Annotated in this window: 13 protein-coding genes; 6 read left to right on the top strand and 7 right to left on the bottom strand. The window is 64.3% G+C overall.

Annotated elements, in window-relative coordinates; all coding sequences use genetic code 11:
• Window positions 1–17 precede the first annotated feature (17 nt).
• The 4 genes from kdpB to ACP2YP_RS31395 all read left to right on the top strand — a co-directional run bounded on the left by kdpB (window position 18) and on the right by ACP2YP_RS31395 (window position 6302).
• Window positions 18–2135, top strand: coding sequence for a potassium-transporting ATPase subunit KdpB (gene kdpB, locus ACP2YP_RS31410; RefSeq protein ID WP_426420087.1), 2118 nt, complete (start codon window positions 18–20; stop codon window positions 2133–2135).
• A 111-nt stretch (window positions 2136–2246) separates the two neighbouring features.
• Complete coding sequence (locus tag ACP2YP_RS31405) at window positions 2247–2852, top strand: K(+)-transporting ATPase subunit C (RefSeq protein ID WP_426420086.1); 606 nt, start codon at window positions 2247–2249, stop codon at window positions 2850–2852.
• Window positions 2853–2892: 40 nt separating this feature from the next.
• Window positions 2893–5616: a DUF4118 domain-containing protein gene (locus tag ACP2YP_RS31400; protein WP_426420085.1), complete on the top strand. Its 2724-nt coding sequence runs from the start codon at window positions 2893–2895 to the stop codon at window positions 5614–5616.
• A complete protein-coding gene (locus ACP2YP_RS31395; RefSeq protein WP_426420084.1) occupies window positions 5613–6302 on the top strand; it encodes a response regulator in 690 nt (229 codons plus the stop codon). Before ACP2YP_RS31400 ends, ACP2YP_RS31395 begins: the two co-directional genes overlap by 4 nt.
• Before the next feature lie 135 nt (window positions 6303–6437).
• Here the strand turns inward: ACP2YP_RS31395 and ACP2YP_RS31390 are convergent, their stop codons facing one another.
• Complete coding sequence (locus ACP2YP_RS31390) at window positions 6438–7322, bottom strand: Ku protein (RefSeq protein WP_426420083.1); 885 nt, start codon at window positions 7320–7322, stop codon at window positions 6438–6440.
• Between the two features lie 118 nt (window positions 7323–7440).
• Between ACP2YP_RS31390 and ligD the strand changes: the two genes are divergently transcribed.
• Window positions 7441–10116: a DNA ligase D gene (ligD, locus tag ACP2YP_RS31385; protein WP_426420082.1), complete on the top strand. Its 2676-nt coding sequence runs from the start codon at window positions 7441–7443 to the stop codon at window positions 10114–10116.
• An 86-nt stretch (window positions 10117–10202) separates the two neighbouring features.
• Here ligD and ACP2YP_RS31380 read toward each other — a convergent pair whose 3' ends face one another.
• Window positions 10203–10367, bottom strand: coding sequence for a DUF3309 family protein (locus tag ACP2YP_RS31380; protein WP_007595743.1), 165 nt, complete (start codon window positions 10365–10367; stop codon window positions 10203–10205).
• A 182-nt stretch (window positions 10368–10549) separates the two neighbouring features.
• Here ACP2YP_RS31380 and ACP2YP_RS31375 point away from each other — a divergent pair, with 182 nt between their 5' ends.
• Window positions 10550–10867 carry a polyhydroxyalkanoic acid system family protein gene (locus tag ACP2YP_RS31375; protein WP_426420081.1) on the top strand — a complete coding sequence of 106 codons (318 nt, stop codon included), beginning with the start codon at window positions 10550–10552 and terminating at the stop codon, window positions 10865–10867.
• Between the two features lie 3 nt (window positions 10868–10870).
• Here ACP2YP_RS31375 and treY read toward each other — a convergent pair whose 3' ends face one another.
• From treY to treS, 5 genes are read right to left on the bottom strand one after another with little or no spacing between them, the layout of a single operon-like run.
• Complete coding sequence (gene treY, locus ACP2YP_RS31370; RefSeq protein WP_426420080.1) at window positions 10871–13654, bottom strand: malto-oligosyltrehalose synthase; 2784 nt, start codon at window positions 13652–13654, stop codon at window positions 10871–10873.
• 1 nt (window position 13655) lies between these two features.
• Entirely contained in the window at window positions 13656–15410 is a 1755-nt protein-coding gene (gene treZ / locus ACP2YP_RS31365) for a malto-oligosyltrehalose trehalohydrolase (RefSeq protein ID WP_426420079.1), read from the bottom strand.
• A complete protein-coding gene (gene glgX / locus ACP2YP_RS31360) occupies window positions 15407–17485 on the bottom strand; it encodes a glycogen debranching protein GlgX (RefSeq protein WP_426420078.1) in 2079 nt (692 codons plus the stop codon). The genes treZ and glgX overlap by 4 nt, the downstream gene beginning before the upstream one ends.
• 3 nt (window positions 17486–17488) lie before the next feature.
• The gene (gene glgB / locus ACP2YP_RS31355; protein ID WP_426420077.1) at window positions 17489–19636 is read right to left on the bottom strand and encodes a 1,4-alpha-glucan branching protein GlgB; all 2148 of its coding nucleotides are present in this window, start codon (window positions 19634–19636) and stop codon (window positions 17489–17491) included.
• A complete protein-coding gene (gene treS / locus ACP2YP_RS31350) occupies window positions 19629–22922 on the bottom strand; it encodes a maltose alpha-D-glucosyltransferase (RefSeq protein ID WP_426420076.1) in 3294 nt (1097 codons plus the stop codon). Before treS ends, glgB begins: the two co-directional genes overlap by 8 nt.
• Window positions 22923–22931 lie beyond the last annotated feature (9 nt).

Genomic DNA, 22931 nt, shown 5'->3' with positions numbered 1-22931 from the left:
CTTTTGGAGTACCATCCATGGAATCAGTCCAAAAATCCAACAAGCGCATGCCGGTTTCGGCGATGCTGGATCCCAAGATCGTGGTGCCGGCCTTTGGCGCGGCATTTGCCAAGCTCGATCCGCGGCTGATGATCAAGAATCCCGTGATGTTCGTGGTCGAGATCGTGGCCGCGCTCACCACGGTGATCTTCCTGCGCGACCTCCTCACCGGCGGTGAGCATCTCGGCTTCACCTTCCAGATCATCCTCTGGCTCTGGTTCACCGTGCTGTTCGCCAACCTCGCCGAAGCGGTGGCCGAAGGCCGCGGCAAGGCACAGGCCGAATCGCTGCGCAAGACCCGCACCGAGAGCCAGGCCAAGCTCCTGACTGGTTCGGACAGGACCTTCAAGCTCGTGCCTGGCACCAGCCTCAAGGTCGGCGACCTTGTGCTGGTCGAGGCCGGCGATACCATTCCGTCCGACGGCGAGGTGATCGAGGGTGTCGCATCCGTCAACGAGGCCGCCATCACCGGCGAATCGGCGCCGGTTATTCGTGAGTCCGGTGGTGATCGCTCGGCGGTGACCGGCGGCACACAGGTGCTGTCCGACTGGATCCGTGTGCGCATTACGGCCGCCCAGGGTTCGACTTTCATCGATCGCATGATCAAGCTGGTCGAGGGCGCTGAGCGGCAGAAGACGCCGAACGAGATCGCACTCAACATCCTGCTCGCCGGCCTCACCATCATCTTCGTTTTCGCCACCGTCACCATTCCGAGCTATGCGGCCTATGCCGGCGGCTCGATCTCGGTGATCGTGCTGGTCGCGCTGTTCGTGACGCTGATCCCGACCACGATCGGCGCGCTGCTCTCGGCAATCGGCATCGCCGGCATGGACCGCCTGGTGCGCTTCAACGTGCTGGCGATGTCCGGCCGCGCGGTCGAGGCGGCCGGGGACGTCGACACGCTGCTGCTCGACAAGACCGGTACGATCACGCTCGGCAACCGCCAGGCGACGGCGTTCCGCCCAGTCCGTGGCGTTACCGAGCAGGAACTGGCCGACGCAGCCCAACTCGCCTCGCTCGCCGACGAAACCCCGGAAGGCCGTTCCATCGTCGTGCTGGCGAAGGAGAAGTACGGCATCCGCGGCCGCGACGTGGCCGAGCTTGGCGCCACTTTCATTCCGTTCACGGCGCAGACCCGCATGAGCGGCGTCGATGCCGGCGGCTCGTCGGTGCGCAAGGGCGCGGTCGATGCCGTTCTCAACTACGTCAACGGCGGCGCGCCGCTGGCAGTCGCGTCGGGAAATACGGCGCGGGCCATGCAGCCTGCTGCCCTCTCGGACGTCGCGCGCGAGATCAGCGCCATTGCCGACGAGATCGCCACGGCGGGCGGCACGCCGCTCGCGGTCGCCAAGGACGGCAGGCTGCTCGGGGTCGTCCAGCTCAAGGACATCGTCAAAGGCGGCATCCGCGAGCGCTTCGCCGAGCTGCGCCGCATGGGCATCCGCACCATCATGATCACCGGCGACAACCCGATGACGGCGGCCGCGATCGCGGCGGAAGCCGGTGTCGACGACTTCCTGGCGCAGGCCACCCCCGAGGACAAGCTCAAGCTGATCCGCGACGAGCAGGCCAAGGGCAAGCTGGTGGCGATGTGCGGCGACGGCACCAACGATGCTCCGGCGCTTGCGCAGGCCGACGTCGGTGTCGCCATGAACACCGGCACCCAGGCCGCCCGCGAGGCCGGCAACATGGTCGACCTCGATTCCAACCCGACCAAGCTGATCGAGGTGGTCGAGATCGGCAAGCAGCTGCTGATGACGCGCGGTGCGCTGACGACGTTCTCGATCGCCAACGACGTCGCGAAGTATTTTGCGATCATCCCGGCGATGTTCCTGGCGTTCTACCCCCAGCTCAGCGTGCTCAACGTCATGAACCTGTCGAGCCCGCAGAGCGCCATCCTGTCGGCGATCATCTTTAATGCGTTGATCATCATCGGGTTGATCCCGCTGGCGCTGAAGGGCGTCGCCTACCGCGCCGTCGGTGCCGGCGCCCTGCTTCGCCGCAATCTGCTGATCTACGGCCTCGGCGGCATCGTCATCCCCTTCATCGGCATCAAGGCAATCGACCTCGTCGTGACCGCCTTGCACCTGGCTTAACCCCGTCATTGCGAGCGAAGCGAAGCAATCCAGAAGTGCCTCTATGGCTGATAGCCTGGATTGCTTCGTCGCTTCGCTCCTCGCAATGACGGAAAAAACTGGAGAAAACACATGCTCAGAGAAATCCGCCCCGCCATTGTCCTCCTGCTGGTGCTCACCGCCATCACGGGCCTGGCCTATCCGCTCGCCATGACCGGCATTGCCGGCGCGATCTTTCCGGCACAGGCGCAAGGCAGCCTGATCGAGAAGGACGGCAAGGTGATCGGCTCCGCCCTGATCGGCCAGGAGTTCAAGGACGACAAATATTTCCACGGCCGCCCCTCGGCGACGCTGGCGCCGGACCCGAATGATTCGACCAAGACGGTTTCGGCGCCCTACAACGCCGCCAATTCGGGTGGCTCCAATCTCGGCCCGACCAGCAAGGCGCTGGCCGACCGGCTGAAAGAGGACGTGGACAGGCTGAAAGCCGAGAACCCGAACACTGCCGTTCCGGTCGACCTGGTCACGACCTCGGCCAGCGGGCTCGATCCCGACATTTCCCCGGAAGCGGCGCAATTCCAGGTGCCGCGCGTCGCCAAGGCGCGGAATGTGTCGGAGGATTCGCTGAAGATGCTCGTCGCCTCCAATACCCAGGGCCGTCTGCTCGGCCTGTTCGGCGAACCCCGGGTTAACGTTCTCGCCCTGAACCTCGCACTGGATCGTGCGTCCGCGCGGTAGCGCTCTAGGCTGGGAATGCCCGGATGATTATACTGGCTTGATGGTTCAGCACCGCCGCGATCCCGAACAACGTCCGTCTCCCGAGGCGCTGCTGGAAGCCGCGCGCCGGGAGGAGGGCGCGAGCGGCAAGCTGAAAATCTTCGTCGGCGCCGCCCCCGGCGTCGGCAAGACCTACGAGATGCTGCAGAGCGCCCATGCCAGGCGCAAGGCCGGCATCGATGTCGTGGTCGGCTTCGTCGAGACCCATGGCCGCGCCGAGACCGAGGCGCTGGTGCGCGGGCTCGAGGTGATCGCGCGCAAGCGGCTCGAATACCGCGGCCAGATCGTCGAGGAGTTGGACCTCGATGCCGTGATCGCGCGGCGCCCGAAGATCACATTGGTCGACGAGCTCGCCCACACCAATGCGGCCGGCAGCCGCCACCCCAAGCGCTATCTTGACGTCGAGGAACTGCTCTCCCACGGCATCGACGTCTACACCGCCGTCAACATCCAGCACATCGAGAGCCTGAACGATGTCGTCGCGCAGATCACCCATGTGCGGGTGCGCGAGACCGTGCCGGATTCGATCTTCGACCGCGCCGATGCGATCGAGCTGATCGACCTCACGCCCGACGACCTGATCCAGCGCCTGCGTGAGGGCAAGGTCTACGTCCCCAAGCAGGCCGAGCGGGCGTTGGAGCATTATTTCTCGCCGGGCAATCTGACCGCGCTGCGCGAACTCGCGCTGCGGCGTACGGCGGAATGTGTCGATGAGCAGCTGCTCACCCACATGCAGGCGAATGCGATCGCGGGCCCATGGGCAGCGGGGGAGCGCATCCTGGTCTGCGTCAGCGAGGATCCACGCGCGGCCGGGCTCGTGCGCTACACCAAGCGGCTGGCCGACCGGCTGCATGCGCCGTTCACCGCGATCTCGATCGAGACGCGGCGCTCGCTTCAGCTCTCGGACCAGGAGCGCGACCGGCTGGCCGACACGTTGCGGCTTGCGGAGTCGCTCGGCGGCGAGGCGCTGACCATTCCCGCGGTCGGCCGCCGTATCGCCGATGACGTCATCAGTTTCGCGCAAGGCAACAACGTCACCCAGATCGTGATCGGAAAGTCGACGCGCTCGCGCTGGTTCGAAATGACGCGCGGCTCCGTCGTGCACGATCTGGTGCGCCGCGCCGGCAATATCAGCGTTCACGTCATTCCCGGCGACGAGCTGCCGGACGAGGCGGCGCCCAAATCGGGGGTGCAGACCGCGGCGCGGTCCGAACCGTTCAATCCGCTGCCCTATCTGAAGGCGCTCGGGATCGTGCTGGTCGGCCTCGGCGCCGCGGTGCTGCTGCAGCCGCGGTTCGGCATCGAGAACGTGGACCTCGTGCTGCTCACCGCAGTGGTGGCTGTCGCGGTACGCTACGGCTTGTGGCCGTCGCTGCTCGCGAGCATCGTAGCCTCGCTCGCCTATAATTTCTTCTTCCTGCCGCCGGTCTACACTTTCACCATTACGGATCCGACCAACGTTGCGGCGTTCTTCTTCTTCATGCTGATCGCGATCCTGGTCTCAAACGTCGCGGCGCGCGTGCGCACGCAGGCCGACGCTGCGATCGGTCGCATCAGGACCACAGAACAGCTCTATGCCTTCAGCCGCAAGCTCGCCGGCACCGCCACGCTCGACGACGTGCTGTGGGCCTCGGCCTATCAAATCGCGTTGATGCTGAAGGTCCGCGTGGTCCTGCTGCTGCCGGAGGACGGGCTGCTCACGGTGAAATCCGGCTATCCGCCGGAGGATCAGCTCGACCAGGCCGATCTTGCCGCCGCCAACTGGGCCTGGAGCAATGATCGCTCCGCCGGCCGCGGTTCGGATACGCTGCCGGGTGCCAAGCGGCTGTTCGTGCCGATGCGCACCGGGCGCGGCCCGATCGGCGTGATTGGTATCGACAATGACCGCACTGGTCCATTGCTGACGCCGGACCAGCGCCGGCTGCTGGATGCGCTGGTGGATCAGGGGGCGCTCGCGATCGAGCGCGTGCTGCTGGTCGAGGACATGGACCGCGTCAAGCGGACCGTCGAGTCCGAGCGGCTGCGCTCGGCGCTGTTGACCTCGATCTCGCACGATTTGAAGACGCCACTTGCTTCCGTGCTGGGCGCGGCTTCGACCATGCGCGATCTCGCCGGCGCGCTGTCCGACACCGAGAAGCGCGATCTGCTCGCCACGGTGATTGACGAATCGGAGCGGCTCAACCGCTTCATCGCCAATCTGCTCGACATGACCAAGCTCGAGTCCGGCGCCATCGTGCCCAACACGGCGCTGCACGATCTCGGCGAGATCGTCGGCAGCGCGCTGCGGCGGGCATCAAAGATCCTGACCGCGCACGAGGTCGAGCTGTTTCTGGCCGCCGATCTGCCGATGCTCGAGCTCGATGCCGTGCTGTTCGAGCAGGTGCTGTTCAACCTGCTCGACAATGCCGCGAAATACTCGCTGCCCGAGACCATGATTGCGATCAAGAGTCGGCGCGAGCGTGATCAGGTGGTGCTGGAGATCGCCGACGAGGGCGCCGGCATTCCGCCTGACGAGCTCGAAAGCGTGTTCGACAAGTTCTATCGCGTGCAGAAGGGCGATCATGTTCGTCCCGGCACCGGGCTCGGACTTGCCATCTCCCGCGGCTTCGTCGAGGCGATGGGCGGCACGATCGCGGCCGCCAACCGCAGTGACCGGAGCGGCGCTGTCCTCACCATCCGTCTGCCCGTCCCGGCACAGACCAAAGCATTGGACACCGCCGCATGAGTGCTGCCCCGATCAAGGTTTTGGTGATCGACGACGAGCCGCCGATCCGCAAATTGCTGCGGATGGGGCTTTCGACGCAGGGCTACGAGATTCTGGAGGCGTCGAGCGGCAAGATCGCGCTGGAGAAGCTCACGGAGGAGCCAGCGCTGATCATTCTCGACCTCGGCCTGCCCGACATCCAGGGTCATGAGCTGCTGCGCACCATCCGTGCCCGCAATGAGAACGTGCCGATCGTGGTGCTGTCGAGCCGCGGCGACGAGGCCGGCAAGGTGCAGGCACTCGATCTCGGCGCCGATGATTATCTGACCAAGCCGTTTGGCATGGACGAGCTTTTGGCGCGCTTGCGTGCCGCGTTGCGCCACCAGCTTCAAGTGCAGGGCGAGCGCCCGATCTTCCGCACCGGCGATCTCTCCGTCGATCTCGTACGCCGCATCGTCAAGCTCGGCGAGCGTGATGTGAAATTGTCGCCGAAGGAATACGAGCTCCTGCGCGTGCTGGTCCAGCACGCCGGCAAGGTGCTGACCCATCGCTTCCTGCTCAAGGAGCTCTGGGACGAGCTGACCGATGCGCAATATCTGCGCGTCTATGTTCGCCAGCTTCGCCAGAAGATCGAAGCCGATCCGGAACGGCCGCAATACGTGCTGACCGAGACGGGAATCGGGTATCGGCTGAAGGCGGGGGATTAGCTTCTCTCCTCATCCTGAGGAGCGCGGAACGCGCGTCTCGAAGGATGAAGGCCCGGCTGCAGCAGCGAGGCCTGCATGGTTCGAGACGGCGCTTCGCGCCTCCTCACCATGAGGAGAAAAGCGCGCGCCGGCGAGCTAACCCGCCTTCCTGTGCCGCGCTGTCGACCGGTGCGCCTTCTTCGCAGTACGGTGCCGCCCTGTGGCGCGTCTCGCATGCGACTTCGCCGTCGTCTTTTTCCCACCACGTCCCTTCAGGCTCTGCTTCAACGCATCCATCAGACTGACGACGTTGCTCGGCCGCTCCTCCGGCTCCGGCAGCTCGATTGTCTTGCCGCTCGCCTTGCGCTTCACCAGCGCCTTCAGCGCGGTCTCATACTCGTCCTTGAACTTGCTCGGGTCGAAATGCGCCGCCTTGGTGTGCAGGATGTGGCCGGCGAGCTCGACCATGTCCTTGGTGATCTTCGGGCTCTTGATGTCGTCGAAGAACCGGTCTTCGTCGCGCAGCTCGTAAGGGAAGCGCAGCGTGGTGCCGAGCAGGCCCTTGCCGAGCGGCTCGATCGCGATGATGTGCTCGCGGTTGGTCAGCACGATCTTGGCGAGCGCGACGCGGTCCTGGTCCTTCATGGCGTCGCGGATCACGGCAAAGGCATCGACCGCAGCCTTGCCGTCCGGGGCGATATAATAGGGGTGGTTGAGATAGCGCTGGTCGATCTCCTCACTCGGCACAAAACTCTCGATGTCGATGGTGTGGTTGCTCTCGATCTGCACCGCCTCGAGCTCCTCCGGCTCGATCTCGACATATTTGCCCTTGCGCAGCTCGTAGCCGCGGCCCTTCTGGTCGCTCTCGACGACGTCGCCGGTCTCGGCATCCACCATCTGCTGCTTGAGCCGGTTGCCGGTCTCGCGGTTGATCATGTGAAACCGCGTCTTCTCGGCCGCCGTGGTCGCGGGATAGAGCGCGACGGGGCAGCTGACCAGCGACAGTTTCAACGTTCCCTTCCAATAGGCGCGCGGGGCCATTCTATTCTCCAGCGATTTCAACGCGTTTTGGAACCCCAACCGCCCCATAGGGTTTTGGTTCCGGGTGGGACTTTTGCCGTGATAGGCTTCAACGCGATTAGAGAATGCGGGACCGCTCGTGCTGCGAAAACTTTCCACCTATCGACAGAAGCGCGATTTCGAGAAGACGCCGGAGCCGTCAGGCGAGGCTGCAGTTGCATCGTCCAAGCAGCGGCGGTTCGTGATCCAGAAGCATGACGCGACCCGGCTGCATTACGATTTCCGCCTGGAATTCGACGGCGTCTTCAAGTCCTGGGCAGTGACCAAGGGGCCCTCGCTCGATCCGCGCGACAAGCGGCTGGCGGTGGAGGTTGAGGACCACCCGCTCGACTATGGCGATTTCGAAGGGACGATTCCCGAAGGCCAATATGGCGGTGGCACGGTGATGCTATGGGACCGCGGCACCTGGGAATCCGATGATCCCGAAGCCGGTTTCAAAAAGGGCGACCTCAAGTTCACCCTGCACGGCGAGAAGCTGCACGGAAGCTGGGTGCTGGTGCGGATGCGCAACGATCGCAGCGGCGGCAAGCGCACCAATTGGCTGCTGATCAAGCACCGCGACGAATATGCCAGCGAGGACGAGGATATCCTGGCGGAGGACAAGTCGGTGGCCTCCGGCCGCGCTATGGAGCAGATTGCCGGCGGCAAGGGCCGCGCGCCAAAGCCGTTCATGCTGGCAAAGGGCACCAAGAGCAAGGCCGATGCGGTCTGGCAGTCCAACCGTGCCGAGGAGACCAAAGGACGGACCGTCAAGCCGGCGCCTCGCGCAGCGTTGAAAAGCGGAAAAATTTCGAAAAGGAAGGCGACGACCGCGACGACGGCCAGGACGGTCTCGGAGATGCCGGACTTCGTCGCGCCACAGCTCTGCACGCCGGTCGAGCGGCCGCCCGCGGCCGATGGCTGGTGCCACGAGATCAAGTTCGACGGCTACCGCGTCCAGCTTCGCGTCCAGGACGGCGAAGCGACGGTGAAGACGCGCAAGGGCCTCGACTGGACCGACAAGTTCGCTTCGATTGCGAAGGAGGCCGGTGCGCTGCCAGAGGTGCTGATCGACGGCGAGATCGTCGCGCTCGACCACAACGGCGCGCCGAATTTTTCATCGCTCCAGGCCGCGCTGTCCGACGGCAAGACCGAGGATTTGATCTTCTTCGCCTTCGACCTGCTGTTTGCCGAGAGACTCGACTATCGCCGTCTGCCGCTCGGCGAGCGCAAGGAGCGCCTCAAGGAGCTCCTTGAAGCACGCAAGAAGAAATCCAGCCAGATCCGCTATGTTGAGCATTTCGTAAGCGGTGGCGACGCGGTGCTGCAATCGGCCTGCAAGCTCGAGCTTGAGGGCGTGGTGTCGAAGAAGCTCGATGCGCCGTATCGCTCGGGCCGTACCGAGAGCTGGACCAAGGCAAAGTGCCGGGCCGGGCATGAGGTCGTGATCGGCGGCTACAAGACCACCAATGGTAAATTCCGCTCGTTGATGGCCGGCGTGCATCGCGACGACCATCTCGCCTTCGTCGGGATGGTCGGCACCGGATTTGGCGCCGACACGGTCAAACGCATCATGCCGTCGCTAAAAGCCGTGGAGGCCAAGGAAAGTCCTTTCGGCGGCAAGAATGCGCCCAAAAAGACCCGCGACGTGCACTGGCTGAAGCCCGAGCTCGTCGCGGAGATCGAATTCGCCGGCTTCACCGCCGACGGCAACATCCGCCAGGCCGCGTTCAAGGGCCTGCGCCAGGACAAGCCGGCCGAGGAGGTCGAGGCGGAAACGCCTGCGGATACCGAACTGGCCAAACCTTCGGCCGGGAAGCGCGCCGTGCCCAAGACGAGCAAGCCCTCGAAGGGCGCCGGCACCGCCGAGGTGATGGGCGTCGTCATCTCCAAGCCGGAGAAGGAGCTATGGCCTGATGGCGGCGATGGCGAGGGCGTCACGAAGCTCGATCTCGCGCGCTATTTCGAAGCTGTCGGCGAGTGGATGATCGAACATATCAAGGGCCGCCCCTGCTCGATCCTGCGTGCGCCCGACGGAATCGGCGGTGAAAAATTCTTCCAGCGTCATGCCATGCAGGGGACCTCGAACCTGCTCGAACTCGCCAAAGTGTCCGGCGATCGCAAGCCGTATCTCCAGATCGACCGCATCGAAGGGCTGGCCGCGGTCGCGCAGATCGGCGGTGTCGAGCTGCATCCCTGGAATTGCGCGCCCGATGCCTATGACACGCCGGGCCGGCTGGTGTTCGACCTCGATCCCGCGCCGGACGTCAAGTTCGCCGATGTCGTCGAAGCGGCGAAGGAGATGCGCCAGCGGCTCACTGACGTTGGCATGGAGAGCTTTTGCAAGACCACCGGCGGCAAGGGCCTCCATGTGGTGGTGCCGCTGCTCGACGGCGCGCGCGACAAGGTGAGTTGGAAGGAGGCAAAAGCGTTCGCGCAGGGCGTCTGCCAGTGGATGGCCGATGACGATCCCGAGCGCTATCTGCTCAACATGTCGAAGAAGCTGCGCAACGGGAAGATTTTTTTGGATTACCTGCGCAACGACCGTATGTCGACCGCAGTGGCGCCACTATCGCCCCGCGCCCGCGATGGCGCAACCACCTCGATGCCGCTGACCTGGGCGCAGGTGAAGGGCGATCTCGATCCGAAGAAGTACACAGTGCGGACGGTGCCAGGCTTGCTGGCGCGATCGAAGGCGTGGGAGGGCTATGACGATGCCGCCTCATCGATCAAGGCGGCGGTGAAGAAGCTGGCGGGGAAAAGTAGGGTGGGTTAGCGAAGCGTAACCCACCGCTTCTGTTTCCTCAGAGGCAAAAGAGGTGGGTTACGCCTTCGGCTAACCCACCCTACAAGTGCTCGTCGCTAGATCCGTCCCAGCAACAGCAAGATCAGCAGGATGACGATGACGAGCCCGAGGCCGCCGCCGCCGTAATAGCCGGTGCCGTAGAACGGCCCGCCGCCAATGCCGCTGAAGCCGCCGAGCAGCGCGATGACCAAAATGATCAGAATGATCGTACCGATAGACATGCGAATCTCCTCCAGCCCTTGTTGAAAGGGTCGTTTGCACCTGTCCCGTTATGCGGAGGCAACTTGCCGCAGGTTTTAAAGTTCCGGATTTGAAACGGGTCGAACGGTCCCAACTTGCTTGGAACCTTTGCAGGTCTGGCCGGCATGACTATGTGAAGATCAGTCATCACAGGGCAGGCACCATGTCAGCACCGCTTGTTATTTCCATTCCGCATCGTCTCGGCCGCGAGGAGGCGGTGCGCCGGCTCAAGACCGGGCTTGGCCGCGCCGCAGCGAGCATTCCCGTGATGCAGGTCGAGGAGGAGCGCTGGAGCGGCGACAGCATGAGTTTTCGCATCCGCGCGCTCGGGCAGATCGCGACCGGTCAGGTCGACGTCGCCGACGACCACGTCAAGGTCGAAGTGGTGCTGCCATGGCTGCTGCAACGCTTTGCCGAGATGGCGCAGGCGACGATCCGCAAGCGCGGGCAATTGCTGCTGACCAAGGACGAGGGAAAATAGGCGTCAGGCGCGCGCGGGTTGCCGCGGGGGTCTGATGGTGCTTGCCGCGCGGGCCTCGATGACCGCAGCGGGAAAATCCCGGAAAGCCTGCGCGAGCGGCAATTCGTTGCCCGCGAGGCTCGGCGCGGTGTAGCCGCTGATGTCGACGGTTGCGTCAAAGCCTTCGAGCGTGGGCCATTCCCGCCCCGCTTGCGTGAAGGGAGCGAACTGACGTCCGGCCACGACGATCACGATAGCACGCCCATGCCGGCGCGAGAAGGCGATGACATGGTCGGCGTGCGCGCCACGGACTTCGAGCGGCTGGTAGTGGCCCTGTGCAAAGACGTCAGCGAGTTCGTTGCGCAGCTTGAGGAGGCGCCGCGTCCAGGCGAGCTTGAGCTGGCCGTCCGGCCAGCTCTTGATCAGTCCACGCCAGTCCGGCGTTTCCAACGAACCCAGCGCCGCCTGCCGCAAGGCAAAATCCACCGGGCGGCGGTTGTCGGGATCGACCAGCGACAGGTCCCAGTGTTCGGTACCCTGATAGAAATCGGGAACGCCCGGCAGCGTGGCCTTCAGCGTGAGCTGGCTCAGCGAGTTCAGCGCACCGAGCAGCGCGACGCGGCGGGCGAGAGTCTGGAGTGCCTGCAGGAATTCGCCTGACAGCGCTGGATCCAGGATCTTCTCGATGAAGCCCTTGATGCCGTTCTCATACGCCTCATGCGGATTGAGCCAGCTCGTCTCTTCCTTGCCCTCGCGCGCAGCCTTGAGCGCATAGGCCTGGATGCGCTCGACGAAACTGGCGTCCCTCCCCTCGAGGGGCCAGGCGCCGAGCAGGGTCTGGTAGAGCATGTATTCGAACGTCGCCGACGGCGCGCGCAGATTGCCGTGGAGCGCGAGGTGCGGCGCGTTCAGGACCTTCCAGCGCGAAACCGCGCTGGTCCATTCGCCAGGAATTTCGCTGAGCGCCGCGATTCGTGCACGCGCATCCTCGCCGCGCTTGGTGTCGTGGGTGGCGGTTGCCGTCATCCCCTGCGGCCATTCCTTGGCGCGCGCCCGCATGGCCTCGTGGAAGGCGGGAATGGTGAGGCCGCGGCTCGCGGGATCGCCGCCGACCTCGTTCAGCGCCAGCAGCCGGTGGAATTGATAGAAAGCCGTGTCCTCCAACGACTTCGCCATCATCGGCCCGGTGAACTGCTGCACCTTCAGCGCGAAACGACGGACACGTGGGGCGCTGTGCGGCGGGCGACCTGGCTTGAGCAGGTCCATGGTGAGCGCATCGCGCAGGAAATCGAAAATGCCTTCATCGGCAGCGAACCATTCGGTGCGGGCCCGCCCGATGGTGTCGTCGATCAGTTTTCGGTCGAGCGCCGTCGGGCCACTGTGAGTCAAATAAGTACGATAGACCGGGAAGTGCAGCACGTACAATTCCAGCGCCTGCCGCAAGCTGTCGGCGGAAAAATCGCGGGTCGAGTAGTGGCCATTGGCGATGCGCGCGAGCAGCCGCGTCAGCACGGTGAATTCGCTGGTCAGCAGCGTCTCCAGCACGCGCCTTTTGGCGTCCTTGACGTAGGGTGCGAGTCGCGGCGGCCGGTTGCTGATCTGCCGCCAGGTCTCGTCCAACGCCTCCAGCCCCTTGGCGTCGACCAGCACCTGGGTGATGGCGTTCATCCACTCATAGCCGGTGGTGCCCTGGACGCCGGCGAAGTGCGGCAGTCGCTCGTGCTCGCACAGGATCTTTTCGATCACCGTGTAGAACGGCTTTGTTTTGCCCTGTGCGTCGCGCACCAGCCGGCGCAGCCGCTGGCAATATTGCGCGGGATCGCGCAGGCCGTCGATGTGGTCGAGGCGGATGCCCTGCAGCTTGCCCTCAGTGACGAGCTGCTTCACCAGCCGGTGCGTGGCGGCGAAGGTGCTCGCGTCCTCGACGCGCAGGCCGGCGAGCCCGTTCACGTCGAAGAAGCGGCGATAGTTGATGTCGCTGGAGGCGAGCCGCCAATGGCCAAGCTTGTAGTTCTGCCGCTCCAGCAGATGGTGCAACGCCAGCGTCTGCGCCGGGCGATCTTTCGCCGTGCGATAGGCGGCGAGGCCGTGGGTGATGATGTCGGCGCTACCTGCGATATCCTTCAGCTCCGCCTTGAAGCCGGGCGCTTCCTTGCGGTTCGGCCGCCGCAGGCCCGTGTAGCGGGCTGCGAGCGAGAGCAGGCGTTTGCCGGCTGCGGTCTCGGCAGCGTCCGCCTCCTTCACGACCATCCGCAATATCTCGCCATAGCGCTCCGGTGCGATCGGCAGGCGATGTTCAAAATACCAGGCGGAAAAACTGCCCTCGTCGGGGTCGTAGCGCAGCTCGATCTCGCCGCGCTCCAGCGCCTCGCCATAGGACGAGCCGAGGATCGGCAGCAGCACCCCGCCGCGGGCGCGGTAAGGCAGCAGATCCCAGTCGATATCGAAGGAGACCGCATGCGGCGAGGCCTGCCCCCATTCCAATACGTCCAGCCACCAGGGATTGTCGGCAAAATGCACGCCGACATGGTTCGGCACGAAGTCGATGATGAGGCCGAGATCGTGCTGCTTGAGCGCGTCGCTCAGCCGCGCAAAGCCGGCCTCGCCGCCAAGCTCGGGATTGAACTGGCTGTGATCGACGATGTCGTAGCCATGGGTCGAGCCCTTGCGCGCCTTCATCACCGGCGAGGCGTAGAGATGCGTGATGCCGAGCGCCTTCAGATAAGGCACCACCGCGGCGGCCTTGTCGAAGTCGAAATCCGCGGTGAGCTGAAGCCGGTAAGTCGCGAGAGGAATCGCGGAAGGCATATCAACCTCCGAGATGCCAGACCACTGACCAGGGCGGAAGCCGGTCGCCGCTTGCGTCGCCCCAGATCGGCGTGCCCGCATTGCTGTTGGAATGTGTAATTTCGCTGTCTGACAGATTGGCTGTCAGGCGCAGCGTCGTGCCATCGCCCATGCGCCAATGCGCGGTGAGAAGGCCGCTGTCGGCTGCCGCTGCGTCGCTGAAGCTCGCTCCCTTCAGCCGCGGCATGATGTCCCGGCGGCGAAGCGTCAGCAGCTCGCGCACCAGCGCAAGCCGCGCATCCTGCTCCGGCGTGCGGCCGGTCCAGTCGAGCACGGCCGATTGCAGCGTGGCGGGATCGAGCGGGTCGGGCACCTCGTCGCCGTACTTCTCATAGGCCCAGGCGTATTCCTGCTTGCGCCCCTTGCGTACGGCATCCGCAAGTCCGCCCTGGAAATCGCAGAAGAACGGGAAGGGGATTTTTGAGCCCCACTCCTCGCCCTGAAACAGCATCGGTACCATTGGCGCGAGCAGCGTCACCGCGAGCGCAGCCTCGATCTGCTGCGGTGATGCCAGGCTCTCCAGCCGGTCGCCGAACGGACGGTTGCCGATCTGGTCGTGGTTTTGCAGGAAGTTGACGAAGGTGGCCGGCGGCAGCCCGCCGCTCGGCTCGCCGCGCGGCTTCTTGCCCCAGAACTCCGAGATCTCGCCCTGGTAGACGAAGCCCGAGGCGAGCGCGCGCGCCAGATCCATGCGCGGCGTCTGATAGTCGGCGTAATAGCCGGCGAGCTCGCCGGTCAGCATCACGTGCCAGACGTGGTGGTAGTCGTCGTTCCACTGTGCGCGGTATTTGCCGTTCGGCGGCTCCTGCGCAGCATCGAGCAGGCTGGCGCGGTTGTCGCCGTTCTCCAGCACGAGATGAATGTGCCGTCCGGTGGCCTTGGCGAGCGCACCGGTGGCAGCGCTGAGGTCCTGCAACATCGACTGCTCACCGGGGCTCGCCATGATGTGGTTGGCGGCGTCGAGCCGCAAGCCATCGAAGCGGTAGTCGGTGAGCCAGGACAACGCGTTCTCGACGGCGAAGGCGCGCACCTGCGGCACGCGATAGTCGATCGTGCTGCCCCAGGGCGTGTGCGCGTCGGTGAAGAAGGTCGGCGCGTAGCGGCCGAGATAATTTCCTTCGGGGCCAAAATGGTTGTAGACGACGTCCAGAAACACCATCAGGCCGCGCAGATGGGCTTCGTCGATCAGCGCCTTCAGCTGTTCGGGGCGGCCATAGGCGCTGTCGGGCGCATACCAGAGCACGCCGTCATAGCCCCAGCCGCGGCGGCCGGCGAAATCAGCCAATGGCATGAGTTCGAGCGCGGTGATGCCGGTCGCGACGAGATGATCGAGCTTGTCGATCATGGCGCGGTAGGTGCCTTCACGCGTGAAGGTGCCCACATGGGTCTCGATCAGCACCGCCTCTTCCCAGGGGCGGCCGCGCCAATCCTTCGCGCGCCACGCGAAGGAATCGTGGTCGATCACTTCGCTCGGGCCGAACACGTCCTCGGGCTGGAACGCCGACGCGGGATCTGGCACGTCGATCTCGTCGTCGATCCTGAACTTGTAGGTGCTTCCGATGGGCAGGCCGGCAATCTCGGCGACATACCAGCCATCCTGCCGGCGCTGCATGGCGTGTCGTGTGTCGAGCAGAAGATCGACACGACGCGCACCCGGCGCCCACAAACGGAACGATACGCCGTCCTTGGTCGGCTTCGCCCCGAAGGATGGCCTCATAGCGCCCCCGCGAAGGCGAGCACGGAGCGCGGCGGCGCCTTGCTGTCGCTTCCGGGCAGGAAATCAACGCTGTTCAGCTTGGCATCCGTCGTGTTCAGGATCTGCTGCCAGCTCTTGTATTCGGGCATTTTTGGCAATTTGAATGCGATCTCTTCGGGGGCGGCGTTCAATACGATAAAGATCGCCGCGCTGCCCGGTTCCATCGGACCCATCACATAAGAGAGGAATCGCCCCTCCGGGAATTTCCAGTCGTTCTCCGTCATCTCGCTGCTTTCGGGCGTCAGCCACAGCGCGCCGTAGGAGATGCCGTCCTTGGGCCGGCCGTCGAGCCAGCGATGGCTGCGAAGCTGCGAGAAGCGGCGGCGGATGTTGGCGAGACCTGAGACGAAATCGACCATGTCGTCGCCGTCCTTGCCGAGATTGGCCCAGCCGACCCAGCCCACCTCGTTGTCCTGGCAGTAGGCATTGTTGTTGCCCGACTGCGTGTTGCCGACCTCATCGCCGGCGAGGATCAGTGGAATGCCCTGGGCCAGCATCAGGCAGGCCAGCACGTTCTTGCGAAGCTGCCGCCGCAGCGCGAGAATATTGGGATCATCGGTCGGGCCTTCGACACCGCAATTGTTGCTGTGGTTGTCGTTGGAGCCGTCGCGATTGTCCTCGCCATTGGCCTCGTTGTGCTTCTCGTTGTAGCTGAAGAGGTCGGCCAGCGTGAAACCGTCATGCACGGTGATGTGGTTGATGCTGGCGCGCGGACGCCGTCCGTCATGGTTGAACAGGTCTGATGACGCCGTCATGCGGCTGGAAATGTCGCCGATCAGGCTGCCTTCGCCGCTCCAGTAGCGGCGCATGGCGCTCCGATAGCGATCGTTCCACTCCGACCATTGCGAGGGGAATGCGCCGACCTGATAGCCGCCGAGGCCGAGGTCCCAGGGTTCGGCAACGAGCTTGACGGCCGCCAGCACCGGGTCCTGCCGGACCGCGGTGAGGAACGAGATGCCGCGATCAAATCCGTTCGGGCCGCGCGCGAGCGTAGTAGCAAGATCGAAGCGGAAGCCGTCGACATGGCAAACCTCGACCCAGTAGCGCAGCGAATCCATCACCATCTGCAGCACGCGCGGATGAGTGAGGTTCACCGAGGAGCCGCAACCGGTGAAGTCGTCATAGTAGCGCGGGTTCTCGCGGTTCAGCCAGTAGTAGGAGGCGTTGTCGATGCCGCGGTAGCACAGCGTCGGTCCGAGATGATTGCCCTCGGCGGTGTGGTTGTAGACGACGTCGAGCATCACCTCGATGCCGGCATCGTGCAGGCGCGCCACCGTGGTACGGAAGGAATCGAGCGCATTGTCCTGGGCGTAGCGCGGCTCGGGCGCGAAGAAGGACAACGTGTTGTAGCCCCAGTAATTGACGAGCTTCTTCTCGACCAGGATGCGGTCGTCGACGAAGCTGTGGATCGGCAACAGTTCGACGGTCGTGACGCCGAGCTTTTTCAAATGCTCGATCATCGCCGGCGATGACAGCCCGCCATAGGTGCCGCGCAAATTCGGCGGCACGTCGTCGCGCTTCTGCGTCAGTCCCTTGACGTGCGCCTCGTAGATGATGGTGTCTTCCCAGGGGATGTGAGGCCGGATTTCGCGCCGGCCCCAGTTGAAGGTCTCGTCGACCACAATGGCCTTGGGCATGCCGCGCGCATTGTCGCGCCGGTCGAACGACAGATCCTCGCGCGCCGAGCCGGTGCGGTAGGCGAAATGCGCATCGCTCCAGACCAGCCGACCGGCAAGCCGCTTGGCATAGGGATCGAGCAGCAGCTTGTTGGCGTTGAAGCGGTGGCCGTGCTCGGGCTCGTAAGGGCCGTGCACGCGATAACCGTAGAGCTGGCCTGGCGAAACGTCGTTGAGATAGCCGTGCCAGACGTCCTCAGTGCGCTCAGGCAGCTCGATGCGCTCGAGTTCACGCCGGCCCTGGCTGTCGAACAGGCACAGCTCGATCCTCTCGGCATTGGCGGAGAACAACGCGAAATTGGTGCCGCGTCCGTCCCAGCTTGCACCGAGGCGTGCGGGCGATCCAGCAGTCAGGCGCATCGGTCAGCTTTCCGGAACGAGGAAGATCGCGGCGAGCGGCGGAATGGTGAGGCGGAGCTCGGGCGCCTTGCCGTCAACGGCCCGGACCTCGCCGATGTTCCCGACATTGGTGCCGCCATAATGGGCGGAGTCCGAGTTGAACACCTCTTTCCACTTGCCGGCGAACGGCACGCGAATGCGATAATTTTGATAGACGTTGGGCGAGAAGTTCACGACCACGAGGCACCGCGCGTGCTCGTCAAAACCCTTGCGCAGCCAGGCGAACACGTTGCGATTGGCATCGTCCGTGACCAGCCATTCGAAGCCGGCCTGGTCGCAATCCATCTGGTGCAGCGCCGGCACCGCGCGATAGAGCCGGTTGAGGTCGCGGATCAGCGACTGGATGCCCGAATGGTATTTGTATTCGAGCAGGTGCCAATCGAGCGACTGGTCGTGATTCCATTCGCGGCTCTGCGCGATCTCGCCGCCCATGAACAGCAGCTTCTTGCCGGGATGGCCGAACATGAAGCTGTAATAGGCGCGCAAATTGGCAAAGCGCTGCCATTCGTCGCCGGGCATGCGGCCGAGGATCGAGCGCTTGCCGTGCACCACCTCGTCATGCGACAGCGGCAGGATGAAGTTTTCCGAGAAGGCGTAGTGCAGGCCGAACAGGATCTCGCCGTGATGATGCTTGCGGTGGATCGGATCCTTGCTGATGTAGTTCAGCGTGTCGTGCATCCAGCCCATATTCCACTTGTAGCCGAAGCCGAGCCCGCCGAATTCGACCGGGCGCGAGACCTGCGGCCATGCGGTGGATTCCTCTGCGGCCGTGGTCGCCTGTGGGAAGCGCGCGAACAATTCGGTATTGAAGCGGCGCAGAAAGTTGATGGCCTCGATGTTTTCGCGGCCGCCATACTGGTTCGGAATCCACGCGCCGGGCGGGCGGCTGTAATCGAGATAGAGCATGGAGGCGACCGCATCGACGCGCAGGCCGTCGATCGCGTAGCGCTCCAGCCAGAACAGCGCGTTCGACACCAGAAAGTTCGTCACTTCGGTGCGGCCGTAATTGTAGATCAGCGTGCCCCAGTCGAGGTGGCGGCCCTGGAGCGGATTGGCATGCTCGTAGAGCGAAGTGCCGTCGAAACTGCCAAGTCCGTGCGGGTCGTCGGGGAAGTGACCGGGCACCCAGTCGAGCAGCACGCCGATGCCTTCGCGATGGCAGGCATCGACCAGTGCTGCGAAATCTTCAGGCGTCCCGAAGCGGCTGGTCGGTGCATAGAGGCCGGTCGGCTGATAGCCCCAGGAGCCGTCGAACGGATGCTCGCTCACGGGCAGGAATTCGAGATGGGTGAAGCCCATATCGCGCGCATAGGCCGGCAATTGCTCCGCGAGCTCGCGATAGGTCAGCCACTCGTTGCCGTTCTTGCGTCGCCACGAGCCGAGATGAACCTCATAGATCGACATCGGCGCCGACAGCGCGTTGATGCCGTCGGGCGCAGGCCGCGGCCGTGGCAGGTGCGCTTCGTCGAACACGATGGAGGCCGTCTTCGGCCGAACCTCGCTGGCAAACGCCAGCGGGTCGGATTTCAGCGGCAGCAGATGGCCGTGTGGCCCGATGATCTCGAATTTGTAGTGGTCACCGGCCTTGGCGTTCGGGATGAACAATTCCCAATAGCCAGCGCCACGCACCCGCATCGGGTGGCGCCGCCCGTCCCAGAAATTGAAATCACCGACCACGGACACGCGTCGCGCATTCGGTGCCAGCACGACGAAGCCGATGCCGTCGATGCCTTCGAGCCGCATCGGATGCGCGCCGAGCTTGTCGTAGATTCGCTGATGGGTACCTTCACCGAGCAGATAGAGGTCGAAATCGGTCAGGATCGGCGGAAAGCGGTAGGCATCCTCGAACTCGACGACGTTGTCGCCGAATTTGGCGCGGAGCTGGTAGTGCTTCGAGCCGTTGGGCAGGGCGCCGATGAACAGGCCGGAATCGTGGACGCGATCGAGCTTTGCCACCTCGCCGTGCTCGCCGACGGCCTCGACATTGGAGGCCTCGGGCAGGAACGCGCGCACCACGCTCTTGTCGCCCTCGGGATGCAGCCCGAGATAGTGGAAGGGGTCGGAGTGGCGGCCCTCGATGATCGCGTAGGCTTCGGCTGGCAGTTTAGGCATGGGCTTCGCTCTTGGCACTGGACAGAATGCGAAGCAGGCCGGCCAGCGCCGCATGAAGCCCCTCAGGCCGGTGGGACAGCTCGTACTCTACCTCGTCGAACGCTCGATCAAGCAGGAAAAACCTTAACAGGCCTTCCGCGGAATGCCTCTGTTCCGGCCAGAGCCGGCGATCGGTCATGGCCTCGCGATAGGCCGACAGGAAGGTCGCGATGGCGTGTTCGCGCCATTCGCCGAGCGCGGCCGTGAGCCGGCCCTGCTCGTCGCTGCCCCCAGAGAGCGCCCGGCCAAGCGCGGCGTTAACCGAAAGATCAATCGAGCGGATCAGGCCCGCGACGTCGCGCGCGGCAGGCAACTTGCGCCGCTTGTCGGCCAGCGCGAGATGCGGATCGCCGTCGAAATCGATGATGAAGATGTCGTCCTTCACGATCAGAGTTTGCCCGAGACGGAAATCGCCATGATGACGGATGTTCAACCCGCCGATGTCGGATGGCAAGAGCGCGCTGACGTGGTCTGGCAAGGTCGCGCGCACCGCGACCAGCTGGTCGACCAGAGGCCGGTCGCCCTCGCGCAGGCCGTCCCTGCTGTCAGCCAGCCGGTCGAAAACCCGCTCGGCCCGTGATTTGAGGTCGGTCGACCAGTGCTTGACGTCCGCAGGACCGATCGGGTTCGGGGCAAGGTCGGCGGACTTCGCGGCGGCCAGCGCCATGTGCAGCTCGGCGAGCCGCCGGCCGGTCTGCGCCATGAAGTGCAGATAGGGCGCCTGCTCCTGGGTGATCCGGGGCATCTCGTCCACCGGCCCCAATCGCTGCTCATCGATGTAGCGGTCGAGATAGCCGTTGGTCACGGCCCAGCCGTCGCCCTGATTTTCGACATAGGCGTGCAAAACGCCGACCGCGCTGCGACTATTGCCCTCGACCAGCTCGACGCTGCCAAGTAGCGCCGGCGCATTGGCAAAGCGTGCGACCTCGGTCAGGTAACAGCCGATCTCGATCTCGGGATTGATGCCGCTTTCGAGCTGGCGATGGATCTTGGCGACATACTGGTTGTCGACCAGGGCCGTGCTGTTCGATTGCTCGACCGCCCGGATGCGCGCGGGCTCCTTGATGGTGTATTCCGCGAACCGGCTGGTGGCCTTGAACTCCAGTCGCAGATTGTTTTCGTCCACAACGAGGTTCTGCGACAGGCCTCGCAGGAAAAGCCCGATGAAGATCGGGTCGGTCGCGACGTCGAGCAGCGTACCTTCGCGCGCACCCTGACGTACTGCGGCGAGCGCCTTGGGGTTGAAGCGCTCGCGGTCGAACCGCACCCACTCGATCTGCATTGGCAGCACGTAGCGTATCGTGACGTCGTCCTGCGCCGTCTCAAAGAACGCGATCCAGGGCCGGTTGTCACCGATGTCGCTGAACGGCACCGCCGAGGTCAGCGTGGCTTTGATGTGCTTGGGATTGTGCTCGGGATACCAGCGTGTCCGCGACAGGAAGCCCGGCAACACGTCGCGCTCGAACACGCCGCGCTCGCGCGCGAGCGACACCCAATTCGAATTGACCGGGACCACCAGCGTTTCGAACTCCGGCACCGCGCGTGGCGTCACCGGCTCGGACTTGTCGCGCTCCTGGAGCTGGAACCAGTAGAAGCCGTAAGGCCCGAGCGTGATCATATAGGGCAGCTCGCCGATCGCGGGGAAGCGCGTGCGGCCGAGCATCTCCTGCGGGATGCGGTCCTTCCACGGCGACAGATCGAGCTCGGTCGCTTGCGCGGCGCGCGACAGATTGGCGACGCAAAGGATGACCTCGTCGTGATATTGCCGGACATAGGCCAGCACGGCGCGGTTGGCCGGGCGGATGAAGGTCATGGTGCCGCGGCCGAAGGCCAGCGTCGACTTGCGTACCGAGATCAGCCGCTTGGTGGCGCTGAGCAGCGACGACAGGCTGCGCGACTGCGCCTCCACGTTGACCGAATCGTAACCGTAGACAGGATCCATGATCGGCGGCGCGTAAAGGCGGGCGGGATCGGCGCGCGAGAAGCCGCCGTTGCGGTCCGGGCTCCACTGCATCGGCGTGCGCACGCCGTTGCGATCACCGAGATAGATGTTGTCGCCCATCCCGATCTCATCGCCGTAATAGATGATCGGCGTGCCGGGGAAGGACAGCAGCAGCGAGTTCATCAGCTCGATCTTGCGGCGGTCGTTGTCCATCAGCGGCGCAAGCCGCCGGCGGATGCCGACATTGATGCGGGCGCGGGGATCGTTGGCGTAGGTGGTCCAGAGATAGTCGCGCTCGACGTCGGTGACCATCTCCAGCGTCAGCTCGTCATGGTTGCGCAGGAACAGCGCCCATTGGCAGTTCGCGGGGATGTCCGGCGTCTGGCGCAGGATGTCGGTGATCGGAAAACGGTCCTCCTGCGCGATTGCCATATAGATGCGCGGCATCAGCGGGAAGTGGTAGGCCATGTGGCACTCGTCGCCGCGGCCGAAATATTCCTGCACGTCCTCCGGCCACTGATTGGCTTCGGCCAGCAGCAGCTTTCCCTTGGAGTAGGCGTCGAGCTCCTGGCGCAGGCGCTTGATGATCGCATGCGTCTCGGGGAGGTTCTCGTTCGAGGTCCCCTCGCGTTCGCACAGATAGGGAATGGCGTCCAGCCGGAAACCGTCGACGCCGGCATCCAGCCAGCGCTTCATCACCTGGATGATGGCGCTGACGACGCGCGGATTGTCGAAATTGAGGTCGGGCTGGTGCGAGAAGAAGCGATGCCAGTAGAATGCACCGGCCTCCGGATCCCAGGTCCAGTTCGACTTCTCCGTGTCGGTGAAGATGATGCGCGTGCCCTGGTATTTCTGGTCGGTGTCGCTCCAGACATACCAGTTGCGGGCGCTCGAACCTGGCGGACTGCGGCGTGCGCGCTTGAACCAATTGTGCTGGTCAGAGGTGTGGTTGACGACGAGCTCGGTGATGACGCGCAGGCCACGCTTCTGCGCCTCCTGGATGAAGCGCTTGAAATCCTTCATCGTGCCGAAATCGGGATTGACCGAACCGTAGTCGCCGATGTCGTAGCCGTCGTCGCGGCCGGGTGAGGGATAGAACGGTAAGAGCCACAGCGCGGTGACGCCGAGATCCTGCAGGTAAGGCAGCTTCTCGGTCAGGCCGGCGAAATCGCCGATGCCGTCATTGTTGCTGTCGGCAAAGGCCTTGACGTGGAGCTGGTAGATGACGGCGTCCTTGTACCAGAGCTCGTCCACGATCTCGGCAGCCTCGGCCTTCTTGGTGTCGACGGAAGACAAAACATTCATGGCGTGACC

The organism is Bradyrhizobium genosp. A, from assembly GCF_049949275.1.
Lineage (GTDB): Bacteria > Pseudomonadota > Alphaproteobacteria > Rhizobiales > Xanthobacteraceae > Bradyrhizobium.
The sequence above is the reverse complement of the archived record's forward strand: the minus strand, read 5'-3'. Positions and strand labels throughout refer to the sequence as shown.

Coding starts and splice junctions, on each gene's coding strand:
- kdpB (WP_426420087.1), top strand. CDS start 18: ATGGAATCAGTCCAAAAATCCAACAAGCGCATGCCGGTTTCGGCGATG.
- ACP2YP_RS31405 (WP_426420086.1), top strand. CDS start 2,247: ATGCTCAGAGAAATCCGCCCCGCCATTGTCCTCCTGCTGGTGCTCACC.
- ACP2YP_RS31400 (WP_426420085.1), top strand. CDS start 2,893: ATGGTTCAGCACCGCCGCGATCCCGAACAACGTCCGTCTCCCGAGGCG.
- ACP2YP_RS31395 (WP_426420084.1), top strand. CDS start 5,613: ATGAGTGCTGCCCCGATCAAGGTTTTGGTGATCGACGACGAGCCGCCG.
- ACP2YP_RS31390 (WP_426420083.1), bottom strand. CDS start 7,322: ATGGCCCCGCGCGCCTATTGGAAGGGAACGTTGAAACTGTCGCTGGTC.
- ACP2YP_RS31380 (WP_007595743.1), bottom strand. CDS start 10,367: ATGTCTATCGGTACGATCATTCTGATCATTTTGGTCATCGCGCTGCTC.
- ACP2YP_RS31375 (WP_426420081.1), top strand. CDS start 10,550: ATGTCAGCACCGCTTGTTATTTCCATTCCGCATCGTCTCGGCCGCGAG.
- treY (WP_426420080.1), bottom strand. CDS start 13,654: ATGCCTTCCGCGATTCCTCTCGCGACTTACCGGCTTCAGCTCACCGCG.
- treZ (WP_426420079.1), bottom strand. CDS start 15,410: ATGAGGCCATCCTTCGGGGCGAAGCCGACCAAGGACGGCGTATCGTTC.
- glgX (WP_426420078.1), bottom strand. CDS start 17,485: ATGCGCCTGACTGCTGGATCGCCCGCACGCCTCGGTGCAAGCTGGGAC.
- glgB (WP_426420077.1), bottom strand. CDS start 19,636: ATGCCTAAACTGCCAGCCGAAGCCTACGCGATCATCGAGGGCCGCCAC.
- treS (WP_426420076.1), bottom strand. CDS start 22,922: ATGAATGTTTTGTCTTCCGTCGACACCAAGAAGGCCGAGGCTGCCGAG.